Consider the following 17,703-nt stretch of genomic DNA (forward strand, 5'->3'; position numbering starts at 1 on the left):
TTTCACCGACCTGAGACGGCGGGAGGCCGACATGACCCAGACCCTGACGACAGGCAGAGACCTCGACGATTACGCCTTGATGGACCGATACACGCGCCAGAGCGGGCGTGTGCTGCTGACGGGCACGCAGGCGCTGGTGCGCATCCTGCTCGACCAGCGCGACCGCGATTTGGCCGACGGCATCAACTCGGCCGGATTCGTCTCCGGTTATCGCGGCTCGCCGCTCGGCGGCGTCGATCTGGAACTCTGGCGCGCGAAAAAACTCCTGAGCGAACGGCGCATCGAATTCCTGCCCGCCGTCAACGAAGACTTGGCTGCCACCGCCGTGCTGGGATCGCAGCAGGTCGAAACCAACCCGGCGCGCGAAGTCGATGGCGTGTTCGGCCTCTGGTACGGCAAGGGCCCCGGCGTCGACCGATCCGGCGATGCGTTGAAGCACGGCAACGCCTACGGCTCCTCGCCGCATGGCGGCGTGCTGGTAGTCGCCGGCGATGATCATGGCTGCGTATCGTCGTCGATGCCGCACCAGTCGGACGTCGCCTTCATGGCCTGGTTCATGCCGACGCTTAGCCCGTCGAGCGTGGCGGAATATCTTTCGTTCGGCGAATATGGTTACGCACTGAGCCGGTTTTCCGGCATGTGGGTCGGCTTCAAGGCGATCTCGGAAACGGTCGAGTCCTGCGCCTCGGTCGAATTGCCGGCGCGCCGCCTGTTCAACCCGCCGGCATTCGAACCGCCCGCCGGCGGCCTGCACTACCGCTGGCCGGACCTTCCCGGTCCGCAGATCGAGCAGCGGCTGGAAGCCAAGAAGAACGCGGTGCTGGCATTTGCCGCCGCCAACCCGATCGACCGCAGGATCTACGACATCCCCGACGCCACCTACGGCATCGTCACGACAGGCAAGGCTCATCTCGACCTGATGGAAGCGTTGCAACTCCTGGGGCTCACCGAATCCGAATGCCGGCGGCTTGGCATCGACATCTACAAGGTCGGGATGGTGTGGCCGCTGGCACATCACGACGCGCTGGAATTCGTCCGGGAGAAACGCGAGATCCTCGTGATCGAGGAAAAGCGCGGCATCATCGAAAGCCAGTTCAAGGAATATTTCTACGACTATCCCGGCCACAAGCCCGAACACATGGCCGGCAAGAGCGATGAAAACAATGACCCGCTGGTGCCCTGGGTCGGCGAATTGTCGCCGCGGCTGCTGGCGCCGATCGTCGCCAAGCGGCTTGACCTGATCTTTCCGGGCCTCGACCTCGCATCGCGCGCCGAACGCCTGCTGCGCCCAAGTGCTGACATCATCAACATAGCAGGCGCGACCCGCACGCCCTATTTTTGTTCGGGCTGTCCGCACAACACGTCGACGAAGGTGCCTGCGGGATCGCAGGCGCTGGCCGGCATCGGCTGTCATTTCATGGCGAGCTGGATGGATCGCGATACGAGTTCGTTGATCCAGATGGGCGGCGAAGGCGTCAACTGGATCGCCTCCTCGCGCTTTACCGGCGGCAAGCACGTGTTCCAGAATCTCGGCGAAGGCACCTACTATCATTCCGGATCGATGGCGATCCGCCAGGCGATCGCCGCCAAGACCAACATCACCTACAAGATCCTGTTCAACGATGCGGTCGCGATGACCGGCGGCCAGCCCGTCGACGGACCGATCAGCATTCACTCCATCGCCCACGAAGTTCGTGCCAACGGCGTGGCGCGGATTGCGATCGTGTCCGATGCGCCCGAACAATTGCATGCGAGCGATTTTCCCAACGGCGTAACCATCCATCCCCGCGCGCAGCTGGACGCCGTGCAGCGCGAACTGCGACAGATCGCCGGCGTATCCGTGCTGATCTATGAGCAGGAATGCGCCACCGAGCGGCGGCGCAAACGCAAGCGCGGCCAGGCGCCCGAGCTGAAAAAGTTCGCCGTCATCAACGATCTCGTCTGCGAGGGCTGCGGCGATTGTTCCGTCGAGTCCAACTGTCTCAGCGTCGAGCCCAAGGAGACGCCGTTCGGCCGCAAGCGCCAGATCAATCTCTCGACCTGCAACCAGGACTTTTCCTGCGTCAACGGCTTTTGCCCGAGCTTTGTCACGGTCGAAGGCGCGACCCGCCGCAAGAAACAGGAAGCCGGCATCGACGCCATGGCGCGCACGAAGGCGCTTCCTGAACCAAGCCTCCCCTCGCTCGAGAAACCGTTCAACCTGCTGGTGACCGGCGTCGGCGGCACCGGCGTCATCACCGTCGGCGCGTTGATCACGATGGCGGCGCATCTGGAGGGCAAGGGCGCATCGGTACTGGATTTTACCGGATTCGCGCAGAAATTCGGTCCGGTGCTGAGTTTCATCCGACTCTCAAACAAACCTGAAGATATCCACCAGGTCCGCATCGATCAGGGCGCCGCCAACGCGTTGATCGGATGCGACATCGTGGTGAGTTCATCGCCGAAGGCGTCCGGCACTTACGGACCTGACATGCGGGCGATCGTCAACACCGCCGAGATGCCGACCGGCGACATCGTGCGCAATCGCGATGCCAGCCTGGAGGCAGCGGCGAGACTTCGGCACCTCGAGCGCGTCGTCGGATCGGACAATTTCAGGAGTCTTGACGCGAACCGGCTATCCGACGCGCTGTTCGGCGACACGGTCTTTGCCAATGTGATCATGCTCGGAGCGGCGTGGCAGCAGGGCCTGGTGCCGGTGAGTTCGGCGGCGCTGATGCGCGCGATCGAGTTGAATGGCGTTGCGATCGAACAGAACAAGCAGGCTTTTGCCAGCGGGCGCCTCGCCGCGGCGGATCGTGATTTTGTGACGTCGCTATTTGGGCAGGCCAAAAAGGAAGAGACGCTGGACGAAATCATCTCTCGCCGTGTCGAGTTCCTCACCGCCTATCAGGATGCAGCCTATGGCGATCGTTACCTCAAATTCGTCGGTCAGGTCCGCGCCGCCGAGGAACGCCACGTAGCCGGCTCGCAGGCGCTAACGACCGCCGTCGCCCGGTCGCTGTTCAAGCTGATGGCCTACAAGGACGAGTACGAGGTGGCGCGGCTGCACATGGAGACCGGGTTTCAGGAAAAGCTGCGGCAGGAGTTCGAAGGCGACTTCGCGATCACGTATCATCTGGCGCCGCCGGTGCTGTCGTCCGGCAAGGACGCCCGCGGCCGGCCGCTCAAGCGTCAGTTCGGGCAATGGATACAGACGCCATTCCGGATTCTGGCGCGGCTCAGATTCCTGCGTGGTACCAAGTTGGACGTGTTCGGCTATACGCACGAGCGCCGGATGGAGCGCGGCCTGATCGACTGGTACGAAAGGCTCGTGACCGATCTCACACCCTGGATTTCACCTGACACCATCGAACGCCTGGCCAGGATCGCAGCGGCACCGATGGACATTCGCGGCTATGGCCCCGTGAAGCTGGAAGCGGTGGCGAAAGTACAAAAGGAGACGGAGGATTTGCTCCGTCTCCTGAAGTCGTCGTCACCTGAACGTCGCGCGGCCTAGCGGGCTTCTTCGAAGCCAGCGAGAACGGAGGTCAGGTTGGCACCGAGAATGTCGGAGAGGTATCCGCCTTCCTGAACGAACACGGTCGGAAGCCCGAGCCGCGCGATGGCGGCGCCAATGCGCCGGAATCCGGCTGTCGTCACGGCAAGACCCGCCAGCGGATCGTGCTCCGACGCATCGAGACCGAGTGCGACCACCAAAGCACCCGGTGCGAAGGCATCGATGGCTTTCTTTGCAACGCCAAGCGACGCGATGTAGCCGTCATCGCCGGTGCCGATCGGCAAGGGAATATTGAGGTTGGTGCCAAGGCCGGGACCCGCACCGCGCTCGTGCGCGTAACCCCACACGAACGGATAATAGGACGTGGGATCGGCATGGATCGAAACCGTAAACACGTCTGACTGTTCGTAGAAAATGCCCTGCGTGCCGTTGCCGTGGTGAACATCGACATCAAGGATGACAACACGCTCATGCCGCTGCCGCAAATGCGCAGCCGCAATCGCGCTGTTGTTGAAGAAGCAGAATCCGCCGGCCATATCGCGGTAGGCGTGATGACCGGGCGGACGGCACAGCGCGTAGGTCGCGTCTTCACCGTCCATAACGAGCTGAGCCGCCGTCGTTGCCACATCCGTAGCCGCGCAAGCCGCAGCAAAGGTACCCGGACCGATCGGAGCTGCAGTATCGGCGGTATGCCAGCCGAGCCGGCCGACGATATGGGTCGGATAGGTCGCGGCATGACGCACCGGATGGATGTTGGCGATCATTTCCGGACCGGCATTGCCAAGCGCGGACCAGGCCTCCCAGGCTTCGGCGAGAAAGCCGAGATATTCCGGACTGTGAATCCGTGCGCGCGGGCCCTGCCCGAATAGTGTGGGCGCAACCAGTTCGTGCTTGCCGGCCTTCAATCCCGCGAGCAGCCGGTCGGCGCGTTCGGGCTGTTCGGTGGTGCGCTGGACGACGCCGCGCACCAGAAAGAATTGCGGATCGTGGCTGCGGTGCAGTTCAGTGTAGACGGCCTTCACGCGGATACTCCTGTTTCCTGTCAATGAAATCTGGCGCGCACCAGCGTGCGCCGCCGGCTAAGCGGGAATCTCCCGCACGAGTTTTCCGACTTCGCGCCACGCATGACCGATGTGATAGTCGATATGCGCCACGATGCGTTCGGGATGGCCTTGTTCGATGGCAGCTAACACGGGTTCGTGTGTCCGGGCGATTTCATGCGGATCGTCGTACAGCCGGCCGATCAGGCCGATCACCATGCGCATTTCCGAGGCGAGATCGTCGAACAACCGCAACAGCCGCCGGTTCGCCGCGATCTCGCAGATCAGGCGGTGAAAGCGGTAGTCCTCCTCGACCTGCCTTGCGGGATCTTCCAGATCAGCGGTCTGATGCAGCACGTCGATCTGCCGCCGTAACATGTCGCGCGTCTCCGGCGTGAGGTTGCGCGCGGCGAGCACGGCCGCGTGCCGCTCGACGCACAGCCGCAAGTCATAGATGTCGTCGATATCGTCAGCGGCGAATTTGCGCACGAAGAAGCCGCGGCGCGGACTGGCCACCAGCAGTCCCTGCTGTTCCAGCAGCCGCGCGGCCTCACGCACCGGCGCCCGACTCACGCCAAGCTCCCTCGCGATCCCCGCTTCAACGACTTTGGAACCCGGCGCCAGCCGGCCTTCGACCACCGCCTGGGTCAAAAGACGGGCGACCTGACCGACGAGATCGGTGTCGGCGAGGGCTGGCAATCCGACCGGCGGGGACAATGTGCGCATCAAAAATGGGTCCATTTTGGCCGGTTCTTATCCGATTTTGGTCGGTTTTACCACTTGTACATAATTTAAGCGTCGATTGTCGACAGTTTAGTCTTGTCATGAGCCTAGTTGCGATGCAACCCTTGGACCTGTTCAAAAAGGGTGCATTCCAATAATGACAGCGCACGTACCGCCCCCGGCCATCAAGGACGGAACCCGGCAAGCCCGAATCGATCTCGCCGCCGCTTACCGGCTGATTCACCGGCTCGGCCTCGACGACAGCATCTACACCCATATCTCGGCCCGGCTGCCGGGCAGCCATGACCGCTTTCTGATCAATCCTTACGGCTTGCGGTTTGAAGAAGTCACCGCGTCCAATCTGGTCACCGTCGATATCGACGGCAACGTCATCGACGACCCGATGGACCTCGGCATCAACCCGGCCGGATTCACCATTCACAGCGCCGTGCATGCGGCGCGCACGGATGCGGCCTGCGTGCTGCACACCCACACCGTCGCCGGCGTCGCGGTGTCCTGCCAGAAGCAGGGACTGCTGCCGCTCAATCAATGGTCGATGCAATTCACCGACCGCCTCGCCTATCACGATTATGAAGGCATCGCGCTCGATCTGGATGAGCGCGAGCGCCTGGTCGCCGATCTCGGCGACAAGTTCGTCATGGTTTTGCGCAACCACGGCATGCTCACCTGCGGCCGTTCCGTCGCCGAAGCCTTCAAGCTGATGCACAATCTGGAGCGCTCGTGCCGCGCCCAGCTCGCGGTCCAGGGCGCCGGCGCCGAGATCGTGCCGCTCTCGGAAAGCGTCGCCCGCAAGACCGCCGGGCAATACGCGACGTTCTACGACAGCATCGAAGTCCAGGGTTTGCCGGACATCGAATGGACCGCCTTCAAGCGGATGCTGGAACGGTCAGATCCGGACTTCATGAACTAGCCCCCACTCAAACTTCAACGCAACGCGCGCCGCTCAGGCGATCAAGAGAGAGATGTCATGCTGAAGCAATTTGTTATGGGTCTCGCTGTGGTAGGCGGCCTTTCCGGAGGCGCCCTTGTGCTCTCCAGCACAGCCCTTTCCAGTAAAGCCTTTGCGCAAGAGCCGAAGTCCGGCGGCGTCGTCAATGCCGTGATCCAGCCCGAACCGCCGGGCCTGATGATGGGCATCGTGCAGAACGGCCCGACCCAGATGGTATCAGGTAACATCTACGAAGGCCTGCTTCGCTACGGTCCGAAGCTGGAGCCGCTGCCGGGTCTCGCCGAGAGCTGGAGCGTCAGCGAAGACGGCAAGATCTACTCGTTCAAGCTGCGGAAGGGCGTCACCTGGCATGACAGCAAGCCGTTCACGGCGGCCGATGTCGTCTTCTCGATCGAATTCCTCAAACAGACCCACGCCCGCGCCCGCGGCAACCTGGCTCAGCTCGACCAGGTGGAAACTCCAGACGATTCCACCGTCGTGTTCACGCTGAAGCAGCCGTTCGGACCGTTCCTCGGCATCTTCGAAGTCGGCTCGATGCCGATGATTCCAAAACACATCTATGAAGGAACCGACTTCAAGACCAACCCGGCCAACAATACGCCAATTGGCACCGGCCCCTTCATGTTCAAGGAATGGCAGAAGGGCTCGTTCATCCGGCTGGTCAAGAACCCGAACTACTACATCAAGGGCAAACCCAACCTCGACGAGATCTACTGGCACGTCATTCCCGACGCCGCGGCGCGGTCGGTGGCGTTCGAGACCGGCAAGGTCGACGTGCTGCCGGGCGGTTCGGTCGAGAATTTCGACGTTCCGCGTCTGAGCAAACTAAAGAACGTCTGCGTCACCGGCGCAGGGTGGGAATTCTTCAGCCCGCATTCATGGCTGTGGCTCAACAACCGCTCCGGCCCCACGGCCAACAAGAAATTCCGTCAAGCCGTGATGTTCGCGATCGACCGCAACTTTGCAAAGGACGTGATCTGGAACGGCCTCGGCAAGGTCGCGACCGGTCCGTCCGGCTCCTCGATCAAATACTACACCGACGCGGTGTCGAAATACGATTTCAACCCGGCGAAGGCGAAGGCCTTGCTCAAGGAGGCCGGCTACAACGGCGAGAAGGTGCGCCTGCTGCCGCTGCCGTACGGCGAAACCTGGCAGCGTTGGGCCGAAGCCGTGAAGCAGAATCTGCAGGATGTCGGCATCAACATCGAGATGGTGGCGACCGATGTCCCCGGCTGGAACCAGAAAACCGCCGACTGGGACTATGATATGGCCTTCACCTATCTCTATCAGTACGGCGATCCCGCGCTCGGCGTCGGCCGCAACTACGTCTCGAGCCAGATAACGAAGGGCTCGCCGTTCAACAACGTCGAGGGCTATTCGAATCCGGAGATCGATCAGCTGTTCGCGGACGGCGCCGTCGCCTTCCCGGACTCCAAGCGGGCGGAGATCTACACCAAGGCGCAGAAGATCCTGACCGACGACGTGCCGGTGGCATGGCTGCTCGAACTGCAGTTCCCCACCATCACCCGCTGCAACGTCAAGAACCTCGTCACGACCGCGATCGGCGTCAATGACGGTTTCCGCGACGCGTGGATCGAGAAATAACGCCCTGACATCTGGGCCGCGGCGGCGCTTCGCCGCGGCCGGATACTCCAACACCACGCCTTTAACGCAGCGGAAATCCACAGGATGCTCGCATTCATTGCCCAGCGCATTGGCAAGGCCGTCATCGTCCTCTTGGCAATCGTCGTCCTCAACTTTTTCCTGATCCGGCTGGCGCCGGGCGATCCGGCGCTGGTGATGGCCGGCGAAGCCGGCGCCGGCGACCAGATCTTCCTGGCGCAGCTCCGCGAAAAGTTCGGCCTCGACCAGCCTTTGCCGGTGCAACTGTTTCTCTACGTCAAGGGCATCATCAGCCTCGATCTCGGCTTTTCGTTCCGGCAGCAAATGCCGGTTTCAAAGCTGATCCTCGACCGGCTTCCGGCCACCCTGCTGCTGACAGGCACGGCGTTCGCGATCTCGCTCGCCTTCGGCGTCCTGTTCGGAACGCTGGCGGCGCGCCGCGCCGGCAGCTGGACCGATACCGCGATCACGGTGTTGGCGCTGATCTTCTACGCCACGCCGCTGTTCTGGGTCGCGCTGATGGCGATCCTGCTGTTCTCGGTCACGATGGATTGGCTGCCGAGCTTTGGCTACGAGACCGTCGGCGCGAATTACACGGGTCTCGCCCACGTGCTGGATGTCGGCGCGCATCTGATCATGCCTGCGACCACGATCGGGCTGTTCTTCATGGCCACCTACGCCCGCATGACCCGCGCCTCGATGCTCGAGGTCAAGCGTCTCGACTTCGTCAAGACCGCGCGCGCCAAGGGTTTGCGCGATGCCGTGATCCAGCGCCGCCATGTGCTGCGCAACGCGCTGCTGCCGGTGGTGACGCTGGCGGGATTGCAAGCGGGCACCCTGGTCGGCGGCGCCGTGCTGACCGAAACCGTGTTCGCCTGGCCCGGCATCGGCCGCCTGATGTACGAGGCGCTGCTGCAGCGCGATTACAACCTTTTGCTCGGCGTCTTCGTCGTTTGCTCGGCGATGGTGCTGGCCTTCAACCTGATCACCGACCTGATTTATCGTTCGGTCGATCCCCGCATCGAGTTTGCCGCATGAGACAGTTTTGGCGAATGATGCTCCGCAATCCCGGCGGGCTGATCGGCCTCGTGATCCTGACGATTGCGATCGCGGTCGCGGTGTTCGGTCCCCTGCTGTTCCCCACCTCGCCCTGGCGAATGGTGCAGCGGCCGTTCCTGCCGCCGTTCACGCTGGCCGGCCTGCCGCTCGGCACCGACGCGCTCGGCCGCGACGTGATGGCGGGCATCATCTACGGCGCCCGCGTCTCGCTGCTGGTCGGGCTCGTCTCGACGCTGGCGGCACTCGCGATCGGCGTTCCCGTCGGCGCGGCGGCCGGCTATTTCGGCGGCCGGATCGGCGACGCCCTGATGCGGTTCACCGAATTCTTTCAGACCGTGCCGAGCTTTGCGCTCGCGATCGTGCTGGTCGCGGTGCTGCAGCCGTCGATCGTCTCGATCGTGATTGCGATCGCCATCGTCAGCTGGCCGCCGGTGGCGCGGCTGGTGCGCGGCGAGGTGCTGTCGCTGCGCACCCGTGAATATGTCCAGGCGGCGATCGTGACCGGGCAGACCAACAGCTGGATCATCTGGCGCGAGATCCTGCCCAACGCGCTCTCCCCGGTGATCGTATTGGCGTCGCTGATGGTCGCCACCGCGATCCTGCTCGAATCCTCGCTGTCGTTTCTCGGCCTTGGCGATCCCAATCTGATGTCGTGGGGCTACATGGTCGGCGCCGGCCGGACCGTCATTCGCCAGGCCTGGTGGATCACCGTGTTTCCCGGCGTCGCCATCCTGATCTCGGTGCTGGCGCTGAATCTGATCGGCGAAGGACTCAACGATGCGCTCAACCCGCGTCTCAACAAGGACGGGCGCTGAGCATGTCTGACGCCGCCGTAGTCATCAAAGACCTCAAGCTGGCGCTGCCGCCCGGCAGCGACCGCGCTTACGCCGTGGACGGCGTGTCGTTCGAACTCACCGCCGGCAAGATCCTTTGCGTCGTCGGCGAATCCGGCTCCGGAAAATCGATGTGCGCACACGCGCTGATGGGCCTCTTGCCCGACACCGTGATCGCCGAGACCGGCGAGATCACCTTTGGCGGACAAAACCTGCTGACCCTCGACGCGGATTCCTGGCTCGGTCTGCGCGGCCGCCGCGTGGCCATGGTGTTTCAGGAGCCGATGACGGCGCTCAACCCCTTGATGCGGATCGGCGACCAGATCGCCGAGATGTTCGAGGCGCATGGTCTGTTGACGCCGAAAGAGCGAAGGCAGAAAGCCCTCGGTCTGCTGCGCGAAGTCGGCCTGCCCGACCCCGAACGTAGCGTGCGCGCCTATCCGCACCAGCTCTCGGGCGGCCAGCGGCAGCGCGCGATGATCGCGATGGCGCTGGCGCTCGAACCGGCGGTACTGGTAGCCGACGAGCCGACGACGGCGCTCGACGTCACCACGCAGGCGCAGATCCTCAAACTTATCCGCGACCTGCAACGCAGCCGCAACATGGCGGTGATGTTCATCACCCATGATTTCGGCGTCGTCACCGATATCGCCGATCGCGTCGTCGTGCTCCAACACGGCAAGGTGGTCGAACAGGGCGCAGCCGACGACGTGCTGCGGCGTCCGCAACATCCCTATACAAGGGCCCTGCTCGCCGCCGTACCAAAGCTGCAGCCGCCGGCGCGCGCTTCCCGGCTCGACCGGCCGAAGGTGGTCGAGGTGATCGGGATCGAAAAAACCTATGTCAGCGGCGGCGGCTGGTTTCAGCCGACGCGCAGCGTCCAGGCCGCCAAGGAAGTCAGTTTTGAGATTTTTCAGGGCGAGACGCTTGGCCTGGTCGGCGAATCTGGTTCCGGCAAATCCTCCATCGCTCGCCTGATCATGCGCCTGATCGAGCCGGATGCCGGCACCGTGCGGCTCGGTGAAACCGACCTGACGCGCATCAACGGCAAGGCGCTACGCGAGCAGCGCAAGCGCATCCAGATGGTGTTTCAGGATCCGTTCGCGTCGCTCAATCCGCGCCGCAAGGTCGGCAACATCATCACCGATGGCCCGATCGCGCACGGCGCGGACCCTGCGGCCGCGCGAGCGCGCGCCCACGATCTGCTGGGTCTGGTAGGCCTCAATGCCAGCGCGATGGAACGTTTTCCGCACGAATTCTCCGGTGGCCAGCGGCAACGGATCGGGATCGCACGGGCGCTCGCGCTCGACCCGGAAATCCTGGTCGCCGACGAAGCGGTCTCCGCGCTCGACGTCTCCGTGCAGGCGCAGGTTCTGAACCTGCTCGAAGACCTCAAGACGCGGCTTGGGCTGTCGATGCTGTTCATCACCCATGATTTGCGGGTGGCAGCGCAGATCTGCGACCGCATTGCGGTGATGCAGCGCGGATCGATCGTCGAACTGAGATCAGCCGCAGCGCTGTTCTCCTCCCCCGAGCACCCCTACACGCGAGAGCTCCTTGCCGCGGTGCCAGGCCAGATTTCGTCCTCCAAGGCGGCGTGAAGATGCGTTGTGCGCTCGTCAGCAGCAGCCTCGATATCAGAGGCTACCTCGGTGCGGAGTTCGCGCGCATCGCCGACCGTATCGAAATCGTCGACCATCGCCGCAACGGGTCGGATGCGGACATATCTCTGGCGATCGCGTGGCATCCGCCGGCCGACGCCTTCGAGCGTTACCCTAACCTGAAGGCGGTCTGTTCGATCGGCGCGGGCGTCGACAATATAGTCGCCTGCCCGAGCCTGCGGCCGGATATCGACGTCGTTCGCATCGTCGATCCCCTGCAGGCGCAGACGATGTCAGGCTTTGTCATCTGGCATGCGATCTCGCATCAGCGGCGTTTCGCAACTTATCTGGCCCAGCAGCGTGACGGAATTTGGAAGCGCCTCCCGCAGCGTGCCGCGCAGGACGTGCCGGTCGGCATCCTCGGCTACGGCGAAATCGGCCAGCGCGTTGCCGCCGACCTTGCGCAGCTCGGTTTTCCCGTCATGGCGTGGAGCCGGACGGCGAAGCCGACGCCCGCCTCCGTCCGGGGATTCCACGGCCCCGCCGGCCTCTCCGCCATGCTTGGTGAAAGCGAGGTGCTGGTGAACCTGCTGCCGTTGACGCAGGAGACCCAGGGCATTCTCAGCGCAAAACTGTTCGCCCGCATGCGCCGCGGCGGCTATCTCATCCAGGTCGGTCGCGGCGAACATCTGGTCGAAGCGGACCTGCTGGCCGCCTTGGAAAGCGGTCAACTCGACGGCGCCGCACTCGACGTGTTCGCGGCCGAACCGCTGGCGCCGGCGCACCCGTTCTGGCATCATCCCAAAATCGTCGTGACGCCACACGACGCCTGCGAAGTCCGGGTCGAGGCCGTTGCGACCACGGTCGTCGCAACCGCCGACGCAATACAAACCGGCCGACGGCCGCCGAACGCCATCGACCGCCAACGCGGCTATTGACCGGTCGCGCGCCCCAAAGGATCACGGCCTAAAGGACACTGCGGTGCCAGACTCCTCTCCCGCGATTGACGCGGCACATCCGATCGATGGCCTGCGCGCCGCATCAAGCATTCCGGAGACGCTTGCCACGGAACTGGCGGCCGAACATTACGGTCTGCCGGTCACGGTGCGTCGCCTCGACAGCGAGCGCGATCAGAATTTCCGGCTGCGGACGCCGGACGGACGCGAATATGTGCTGAAGATCGCGAACCCCACAGAGGATCGCGCGGTCACGAATCTGCAGACCGAAGCCCTGGTTCACCTGGCCGCCGCCGACCCCGGACTGCCGGTGCCGCGCATCTTCCCGGCGTCGAACGGCGCAACGGAACTCGAGGTCGGCTTCGACGACGGCTCGACGCGGATCGTGCGTCTCCTGTCGTTTCTTGCCGGAACGCCCTTCCACACCGTCGAGAGTTCGGCGGCACTGCGGCGCGACCTCGGCCAGTGCGCCGCACGGATGGCGCGGGGGCTTCGCGACTTCCGGCATCCCGGCGCCAATCACAAGCTGCTGTGGGACCTTCAGCACGCCGCCGAATTGCGTCCATTGATTGACGCCGTCCCGGCCGACCGACGCACTCTCGTCGAGCGCACCCTGGATCGGTTCGAGACGCACGCCCTTCCCGTGCTGTCCGGCCTGCCCAAACAGCCGCTTCACAACGATCTCAACCCGCACAACATCGTCGTCGATTCCGCCAACAGCGAGCGGATCGCCGGAATCATCGACTTTGGCGACATGACGTCGACCGCCCGGGTCGTCGACCTCGCCGTGACAGCGGCGTACCAGGTCGTCGATGGCAGCGATCCGCTCGCGCCTGCCTGCGACATGATCGCGGCCTACGATGCGGTCACGCCGCTCGAGCCCATCGAATTCGAGATATTGTTCGACCTGATCGCGACGCGCATGGTGATGACCATCGTGATCAGCAGCTGGCGGGCCATCCGCTATCCCGGGAATCGGGACTATATTCTGCGCAACAATCCGGCGGCCTGGGGCAGACTGCAGCGAATCGCTGGTATTCCCCGGGCCCAGGCCCGGCAGCAAATTCAGTCTGCCTGCAATTCGGAGTAAGACAGATGTCTATCGACGAGACCGCTTCGACAAATGATCTGATCGCGAGGCGCAAGCGGCTGCTCGGACCGGCCTACCGGCTGTTCTACGAACAGCCCGTGCAATTCGTCCGCGGCGAAGGCGTGTGGCTCTACGATCCCGCCGGCAATGCCTATCTGGACGCCTATAACAATGTCGCGTCGGTCGGACACTCGCATCCCCACGTCGTGCAGGCGATCGCGCGGCAGGCCGCGGTGCTGAACACGCACACGCGCTATCTGCACGAGACCCTGCTCGATTATGCCGAAAAACTGCTCGCCACCTTCCCGGCCGGGATCGGCCAGATCATGTTCACCTGCACCGGCAGCGAGGCCAATGATCTCGCGCTGCGCGTGGCCCGCACCTGCACCGGCGGCACCGGCTTCATCGTGACGGAAACCGCCTATCACGGCGTCACCAGCGCGCTGGCCGAGTTGTCGCCTTCGCTTGGGCTGCCGCTGGCGAAGGACAGCCACGCCCGGCTGGTGCCGGCGCCGCGCTCCGCCGGCGACGACACCGGCGAGATTTTTGCCCGGCACGTGCGCGGCGCGCTCGATGACATGAAGAAAAACGGCATTCGCCCAGCCGGACTGTTGGTCGATACCATCTTCTCCAGCGACGGCGTGTTCGCGGACCCCGCAGGCTTCCTGCGCCCCGCGGTCGAAGCGGTGCGTGCGGCCGGCGGCATCTTTATCGCCGACGAGGTGCAGCCCGGTTTCGGCCGCACCGGCGAGCAGATGTGGGGCTTTGCCCGCCACGGCCTCATTCCCGATCTGGTCACGATGGGCAAGCCGATGGGCAACGGCCATCCGGTCGCCGGCATGGCGGCGCGTCCGGAAGTGCTGGCCGAATTCGGCGCGCGGTCGCGCTACTTCAACACTTTTGGCGGCAATCCCGTCTCGGCGGCCGCCGGCATAGCCGTGCTCGAAGTGATCGAGTCCGAAGGCTTGCTGGCGAATGCGCAGCGCGTCGGCGGCTATCTGCGTGATCAGTTTCGGCAGCTGCAGGCGCGCCATCCATTGATATCAGAGGTACGCGGCGCCGGATTGTTCTTCGGCGTGGAGCTGCGGCATGGCGGACCGGCCGGCACGCCGGCCGCGAGCGAAACCGCCGCCATCGTCAACGCGCTGCGCGAGCGGCGCGTACTGATCAGTGCGGCGGGACCGCAAGCCAATGTCCTCAAGATCCGGCCGCAGCTGGTGTTCAGCACCGAGCACGCCGACATACTGATCGAGCGGCTCGATCAATCCTTGCAGGCACTCGACAAAACCTGACGCTAGAATCCGGCCGCGCTGCCATCCTTGCGGCAGTCGGAGCCGGCGATCAGCGAACCCGTTGCCCGGTCGCGCCAGATGATCTGCCCGCTGCCGAGCGGAACGATCGGCCGGCTGATCTTGTGCCCACGCTTCTGCAACTCAGCCTCGATGACCGGCGAGATACTCTGTTCGAGATCCAGTACGTCGTCGTGGCCAAAACTGCGGGGCACATCGAGCGCTTCCTGCACGTCAAAGCCGCGGTCGATGATCCCGGTTAATAGTTCGACGTGCCCCATCGACTGGTAGTGCCCGCCCATCACGCCGAACGGCGCCACCGCCTCGCCGTCCCGCATCAGCATGCCCGGGATGATCGTGTTCATCGGCCGCTTGCGCGGAGCGACGCAATTGGGATGCCCCTGTTCGGTGTTGAACGTGAAACCGCGGTTGTTGAGCATCACACCGCTTCCCGGCGCCAGGATGCCGCTGCCGAACGCCTCGAACAGCGAATTGATCAGCGACAGCGAATTGCCGTCGCGGTCGACCACGCAGAGATAGATGGTATCCTTGTGCGGCCGCGCCGGAAACAGCACCGGCGGCTTTGCCCTGTTCGGATCGATACGGCGGCGCGCCTGATCGCGCCATTCCGCCGACAGCAGATACTCGACCGGCGTCTCGACTTGCGCTGGGTCGCCGAACAGCGCATCGCGGTGCAGGTAAACCTGCTTGCTGGCCTCGGCAAAGATGTGGATGCGGTCGACATCGGACATGTTGCCGATGTCGTAGCTCGAGAGCACGTTGAGCATCATCAGGGCGGCAAGTCCCTGCCCGTTCGGCGGACATTCATAGACCTGATAGCCGCGATAGTCCGTCGACACCGGCGTGACGTATTCCGGCTGCGCGCTGGCAAAATCGTCGAGCGTATGCAGACCGCCGATCGAGCGCAGTTTTTTCACGATGTCTTCGGCCACCGCGCCCTGGTAGAAACCAGCCTCTCCCTTTTCCGCAACCAGCCGCAACGTCGCCGCAAGCTGCGGATTACGCATGCGCGCGCCGGCGACCGGCGCCTTGCCATCGACCAGGAAGGATTTCGCGGTGTCGGGATCCCTGGCCGCGATGCCGGCGTTGCGCGCCCAGTCCCAGGCGACGCGGGACTGCACGATGTAGCCTTCTTCGGCGAGCTTGATCGCCGGCTGGAGGATTTCACCAAGGCTGCGCGTGCCGTGGTCCTTCACCAGTTGCGCCCAGGCGCCGATCACGCCGGGCACCATCACCGCATGCGGCGAATGCTGGGTGATCGAGATCTTGCGCTCGCGATACCATGCGGCCTCCGCCGCCGCCGGCGAGCGGCCGGAGCCGTTGAGCGCAATCGGCGTCGCACGTCCCTTCGGGGCATAGAGCGCAAAACAATCGCCGCCGACGCCTGTCATCATCGGATCGACCACGCATTGCACGGCGACCGCCGCGATCCCGGCATCGATGGCATTGCCGCCGGAGCGAAGCATTTCCAATGCCACCAAGGTCGACATCGGGTGCGACGTGGCGGCGGCCGCCTGCGCGGCATAGACCGGCGAGCGGCCGGGGAAGAAAAAATTACGCAATTGAGAAACTCCTTCAGGGCATGATCCCGAAAAGTGGAATCCGGTTTTCGGAAAAGATCATGCCCTCTTATCTTGAGAGGTTAAAGAGACCGGACGGCTCTAAAACCGTGCGAGGCCGCTTCCAGCGCCGCATCGATATCAACGGCCTGGTGGGCTGCGGACAGGAACATGTTGTGCACGGGATGGAAGAATGCGCCATGGCGCAAGGCCGCCGAACAGAACGCCCGCCCCTTTTTCACATCCGGATCGGCGTCGAACAGCATCAGCGGCATTTGCGGCGGACCGCTCTGACGGATCGCGATGCCGTGCTGATTTGCCAGCGACGCCAGCCCCTCACGCAGCCGCAGGCCCATAGCGCGGATATGGCCGGGGACATCGGTTTCCCGTGCGATACGCAGCGTGGTTCGCGCCGCCGCCATCGCCACCGTGCCGCACCAGAATGATCCCGTGACGAACACTTTTGATGCCGCCTCGCGGAATTTATCATTGCCGGTCACCGCCGCCAGCGCGTAGCCATTGGCGATGGCCTTGCTCCAGGCGGCGAGATCAGGGCGCACGCCGAGCGCCTCCCAGCTTCCCCTGACATCGAGCCGCAGCCCGGTGCGCACCTCGTCGAGAACGAGCGCGGCACCGGTGGCGTCGCACGCGGCACGTGCAGCGGCGGCGAATTCGCGCGTCGGCAATTCGAGATCGCGGGCGATATCGTGTCGAAAACCGGTGACCAGGATCGCGGCAAGATCCTTGCCCGCTTCATCGACCGCCGCCTGCAGGCTCGCGACGTCGTTGTATTCAAAGTGCAGCAGATGCGCACGGTCTTCGCTGGTGACGCCGGCCACGCTCGGCGAACACCAGGGCAACGCGCCGTGATAGCTGCCCTTGGCGACCAGCACCTTGCGCCGACCGGTGCCGGCCCGCGCGATCGTCACGCAAGCCGTGGTCGCGTCACCGCCGTTCTTCTGGAACATCGCCCAGTCAGCATGCGGCACCATCGCGACGAAATCTTCGGCCAGATCCACCATGACCTCGCCCGGCCCGTTCAGACAATCGCCGAAGGCGGCCTGCGCCTCGGCCGCCGCCTGCACTTCGGGGTGGCGATGGCCGAGCAGCACCGGTCCCCAGCTGCACATGAAGTCGATATATTCGCGCCCGTCGACGTCGCGCACCCGGCATCCCTCGGCGGAGGCGAAGAACTGCGGATAGCCTTCCGGCAGCCGCGCGGCGTTGAGATGTCCCCACATGCCGCCGGGCACCACGCGCTGGGCTCGCGCCCGCAACATCGCATCCGCGCTCTGTGTTTCGCTCAATACCGCTGCTGGCTTGTTCATGGCGTCCTCTTGGTGTGCGCTTGTTGTTTTTCTCGGCGGCCGCAGACGTGGCGCCTCCCCGCTTCGATGAAGGGAGAGACTCCATCCCGCCATCAAAGCATCGCACGCGAACAAC

General features: G+C 64.0%; 13 protein-coding genes. 9 read left to right on the forward strand and 4 right to left on the reverse strand.

All coding sequences use genetic code 11. The features are described from left to right. Positions 1 to 31 precede the first annotated feature (31 nt). On the forward strand, positions 32 to 3,496 hold the full coding sequence (locus JQ609_RS28240; protein WP_212276121.1) for an indolepyruvate ferredoxin oxidoreductase family protein: 3,465 nt from the start codon (positions 32 to 34) through the stop codon (positions 3,494 to 3,496). On the opposite strand, the gene JQ609_RS28245 is transcribed toward JQ609_RS28240, so the two are convergent. Further along, positions 3,493 to 4,518, reverse strand: coding sequence for a histone deacetylase family protein (locus JQ609_RS28245; RefSeq protein WP_212276122.1), 1,026 nt, complete (start codon positions 4,516 to 4,518; stop codon positions 3,493 to 3,495). The genes JQ609_RS28240 and JQ609_RS28245 overlap by 4 nt on opposite strands. Positions 4,519 to 4,575: 57 nt before the next feature. Further along, a complete protein-coding gene (locus JQ609_RS28250; RefSeq protein ID WP_212205668.1) occupies positions 4,576 to 5,262 on the reverse strand; it encodes a GntR family transcriptional regulator in 687 nt (228 codons plus the stop codon). A 154-nt stretch (positions 5,263 to 5,416) separates the two neighbouring features. On the opposite strand from JQ609_RS28250, the gene JQ609_RS28255 reads away from it, so the two are divergent. The 8 genes from JQ609_RS28255 to JQ609_RS28290 all read left to right on the forward strand — a co-directional run bounded on the left by JQ609_RS28255 (position 5,417) and on the right by JQ609_RS28290 (position 14,683). Continuing rightward, positions 5,417 to 6,190, forward strand: a complete 774-nt coding sequence (locus tag JQ609_RS28255; RefSeq protein ID WP_212276123.1) for a class II aldolase/adducin family protein — start codon at positions 5,417 to 5,419, stop codon at positions 6,188 to 6,190. Positions 6,191 to 6,247: 57 nt separating this feature from the next. Continuing rightward, complete coding sequence (locus JQ609_RS28260) at positions 6,248 to 7,834, forward strand: ABC transporter substrate-binding protein (RefSeq protein ID WP_212276124.1); 1,587 nt, start codon at positions 6,248 to 6,250, stop codon at positions 7,832 to 7,834. A gap of 84 nt (positions 7,835 to 7,918) precedes the next feature. Beyond that, the gene (locus JQ609_RS28265; RefSeq protein WP_212205662.1) at positions 7,919 to 8,890 is read left to right on the forward strand and encodes an ABC transporter permease; all 972 of its coding nucleotides are present in this window, start codon (positions 7,919 to 7,921) and stop codon (positions 8,888 to 8,890) included. After that, entirely contained in the window at positions 8,887 to 9,726 is an 840-nt protein-coding gene (locus JQ609_RS28270; protein WP_212205660.1) for an ABC transporter permease, read from the forward strand. The genes JQ609_RS28265 and JQ609_RS28270 overlap by 4 nt, the downstream gene beginning before the upstream one ends. Before the next feature lie 2 nt (positions 9,727 to 9,728). Continuing rightward, positions 9,729 to 11,345: an ABC transporter ATP-binding protein gene (locus tag JQ609_RS28275; RefSeq protein WP_212276125.1), complete on the forward strand. Its 1,617-nt coding sequence runs from the start codon at positions 9,729 to 9,731 to the stop codon at positions 11,343 to 11,345. 2 nt (positions 11,346 to 11,347) lie between these two features. Further along, positions 11,348 to 12,283 (forward strand): glyoxylate/hydroxypyruvate reductase A, encoded by a 936-nt coding sequence (locus JQ609_RS28280; protein WP_212276126.1) that lies wholly within the window; start codon positions 11,348 to 11,350, stop codon positions 12,281 to 12,283. A gap of 166 nt (positions 12,284 to 12,449) precedes the next feature. Continuing rightward, positions 12,450 to 13,391, forward strand: coding sequence for a phosphotransferase (locus tag JQ609_RS28285; RefSeq protein WP_212276127.1), 942 nt, complete (start codon positions 12,450 to 12,452; stop codon positions 13,389 to 13,391). 5 nt (positions 13,392 to 13,396) lie between these two features. Beyond that, positions 13,397 to 14,683 carry an aspartate aminotransferase family protein gene (locus JQ609_RS28290; RefSeq protein ID WP_212276128.1) on the forward strand — a complete coding sequence of 429 codons (1,287 nt, stop codon included), beginning with the start codon at positions 13,397 to 13,399 and terminating at the stop codon, positions 14,681 to 14,683. Between the two features lie 2 nt (positions 14,684 to 14,685). Here the strand turns inward: JQ609_RS28290 and JQ609_RS28295 are convergent, their stop codons facing one another. Together JQ609_RS28295 and JQ609_RS28300 are read right to left on the reverse strand one after the other, a co-directional pair. After that, positions 14,686 to 16,263 (reverse strand): gamma-glutamyltransferase family protein, encoded by a 1,578-nt coding sequence (locus JQ609_RS28295; RefSeq protein WP_212276129.1) that lies wholly within the window; start codon positions 16,261 to 16,263, stop codon positions 14,686 to 14,688. An 80-nt stretch (positions 16,264 to 16,343) separates the two neighbouring features. Next, entirely contained in the window at positions 16,344 to 17,588 is a 1,245-nt protein-coding gene (locus JQ609_RS28300) for an aminotransferase class III-fold pyridoxal phosphate-dependent enzyme (protein ID WP_212276130.1), read from the reverse strand. Positions 17,589 to 17,703: the final 115 nt, after the last annotated feature.

This window comes from Bradyrhizobium sp. AUGA SZCCT0169 (assembly GCF_018130085.1).
Taxonomy (GTDB): Bacteria; Pseudomonadota; Alphaproteobacteria; order Rhizobiales; family Xanthobacteraceae; genus Bradyrhizobium.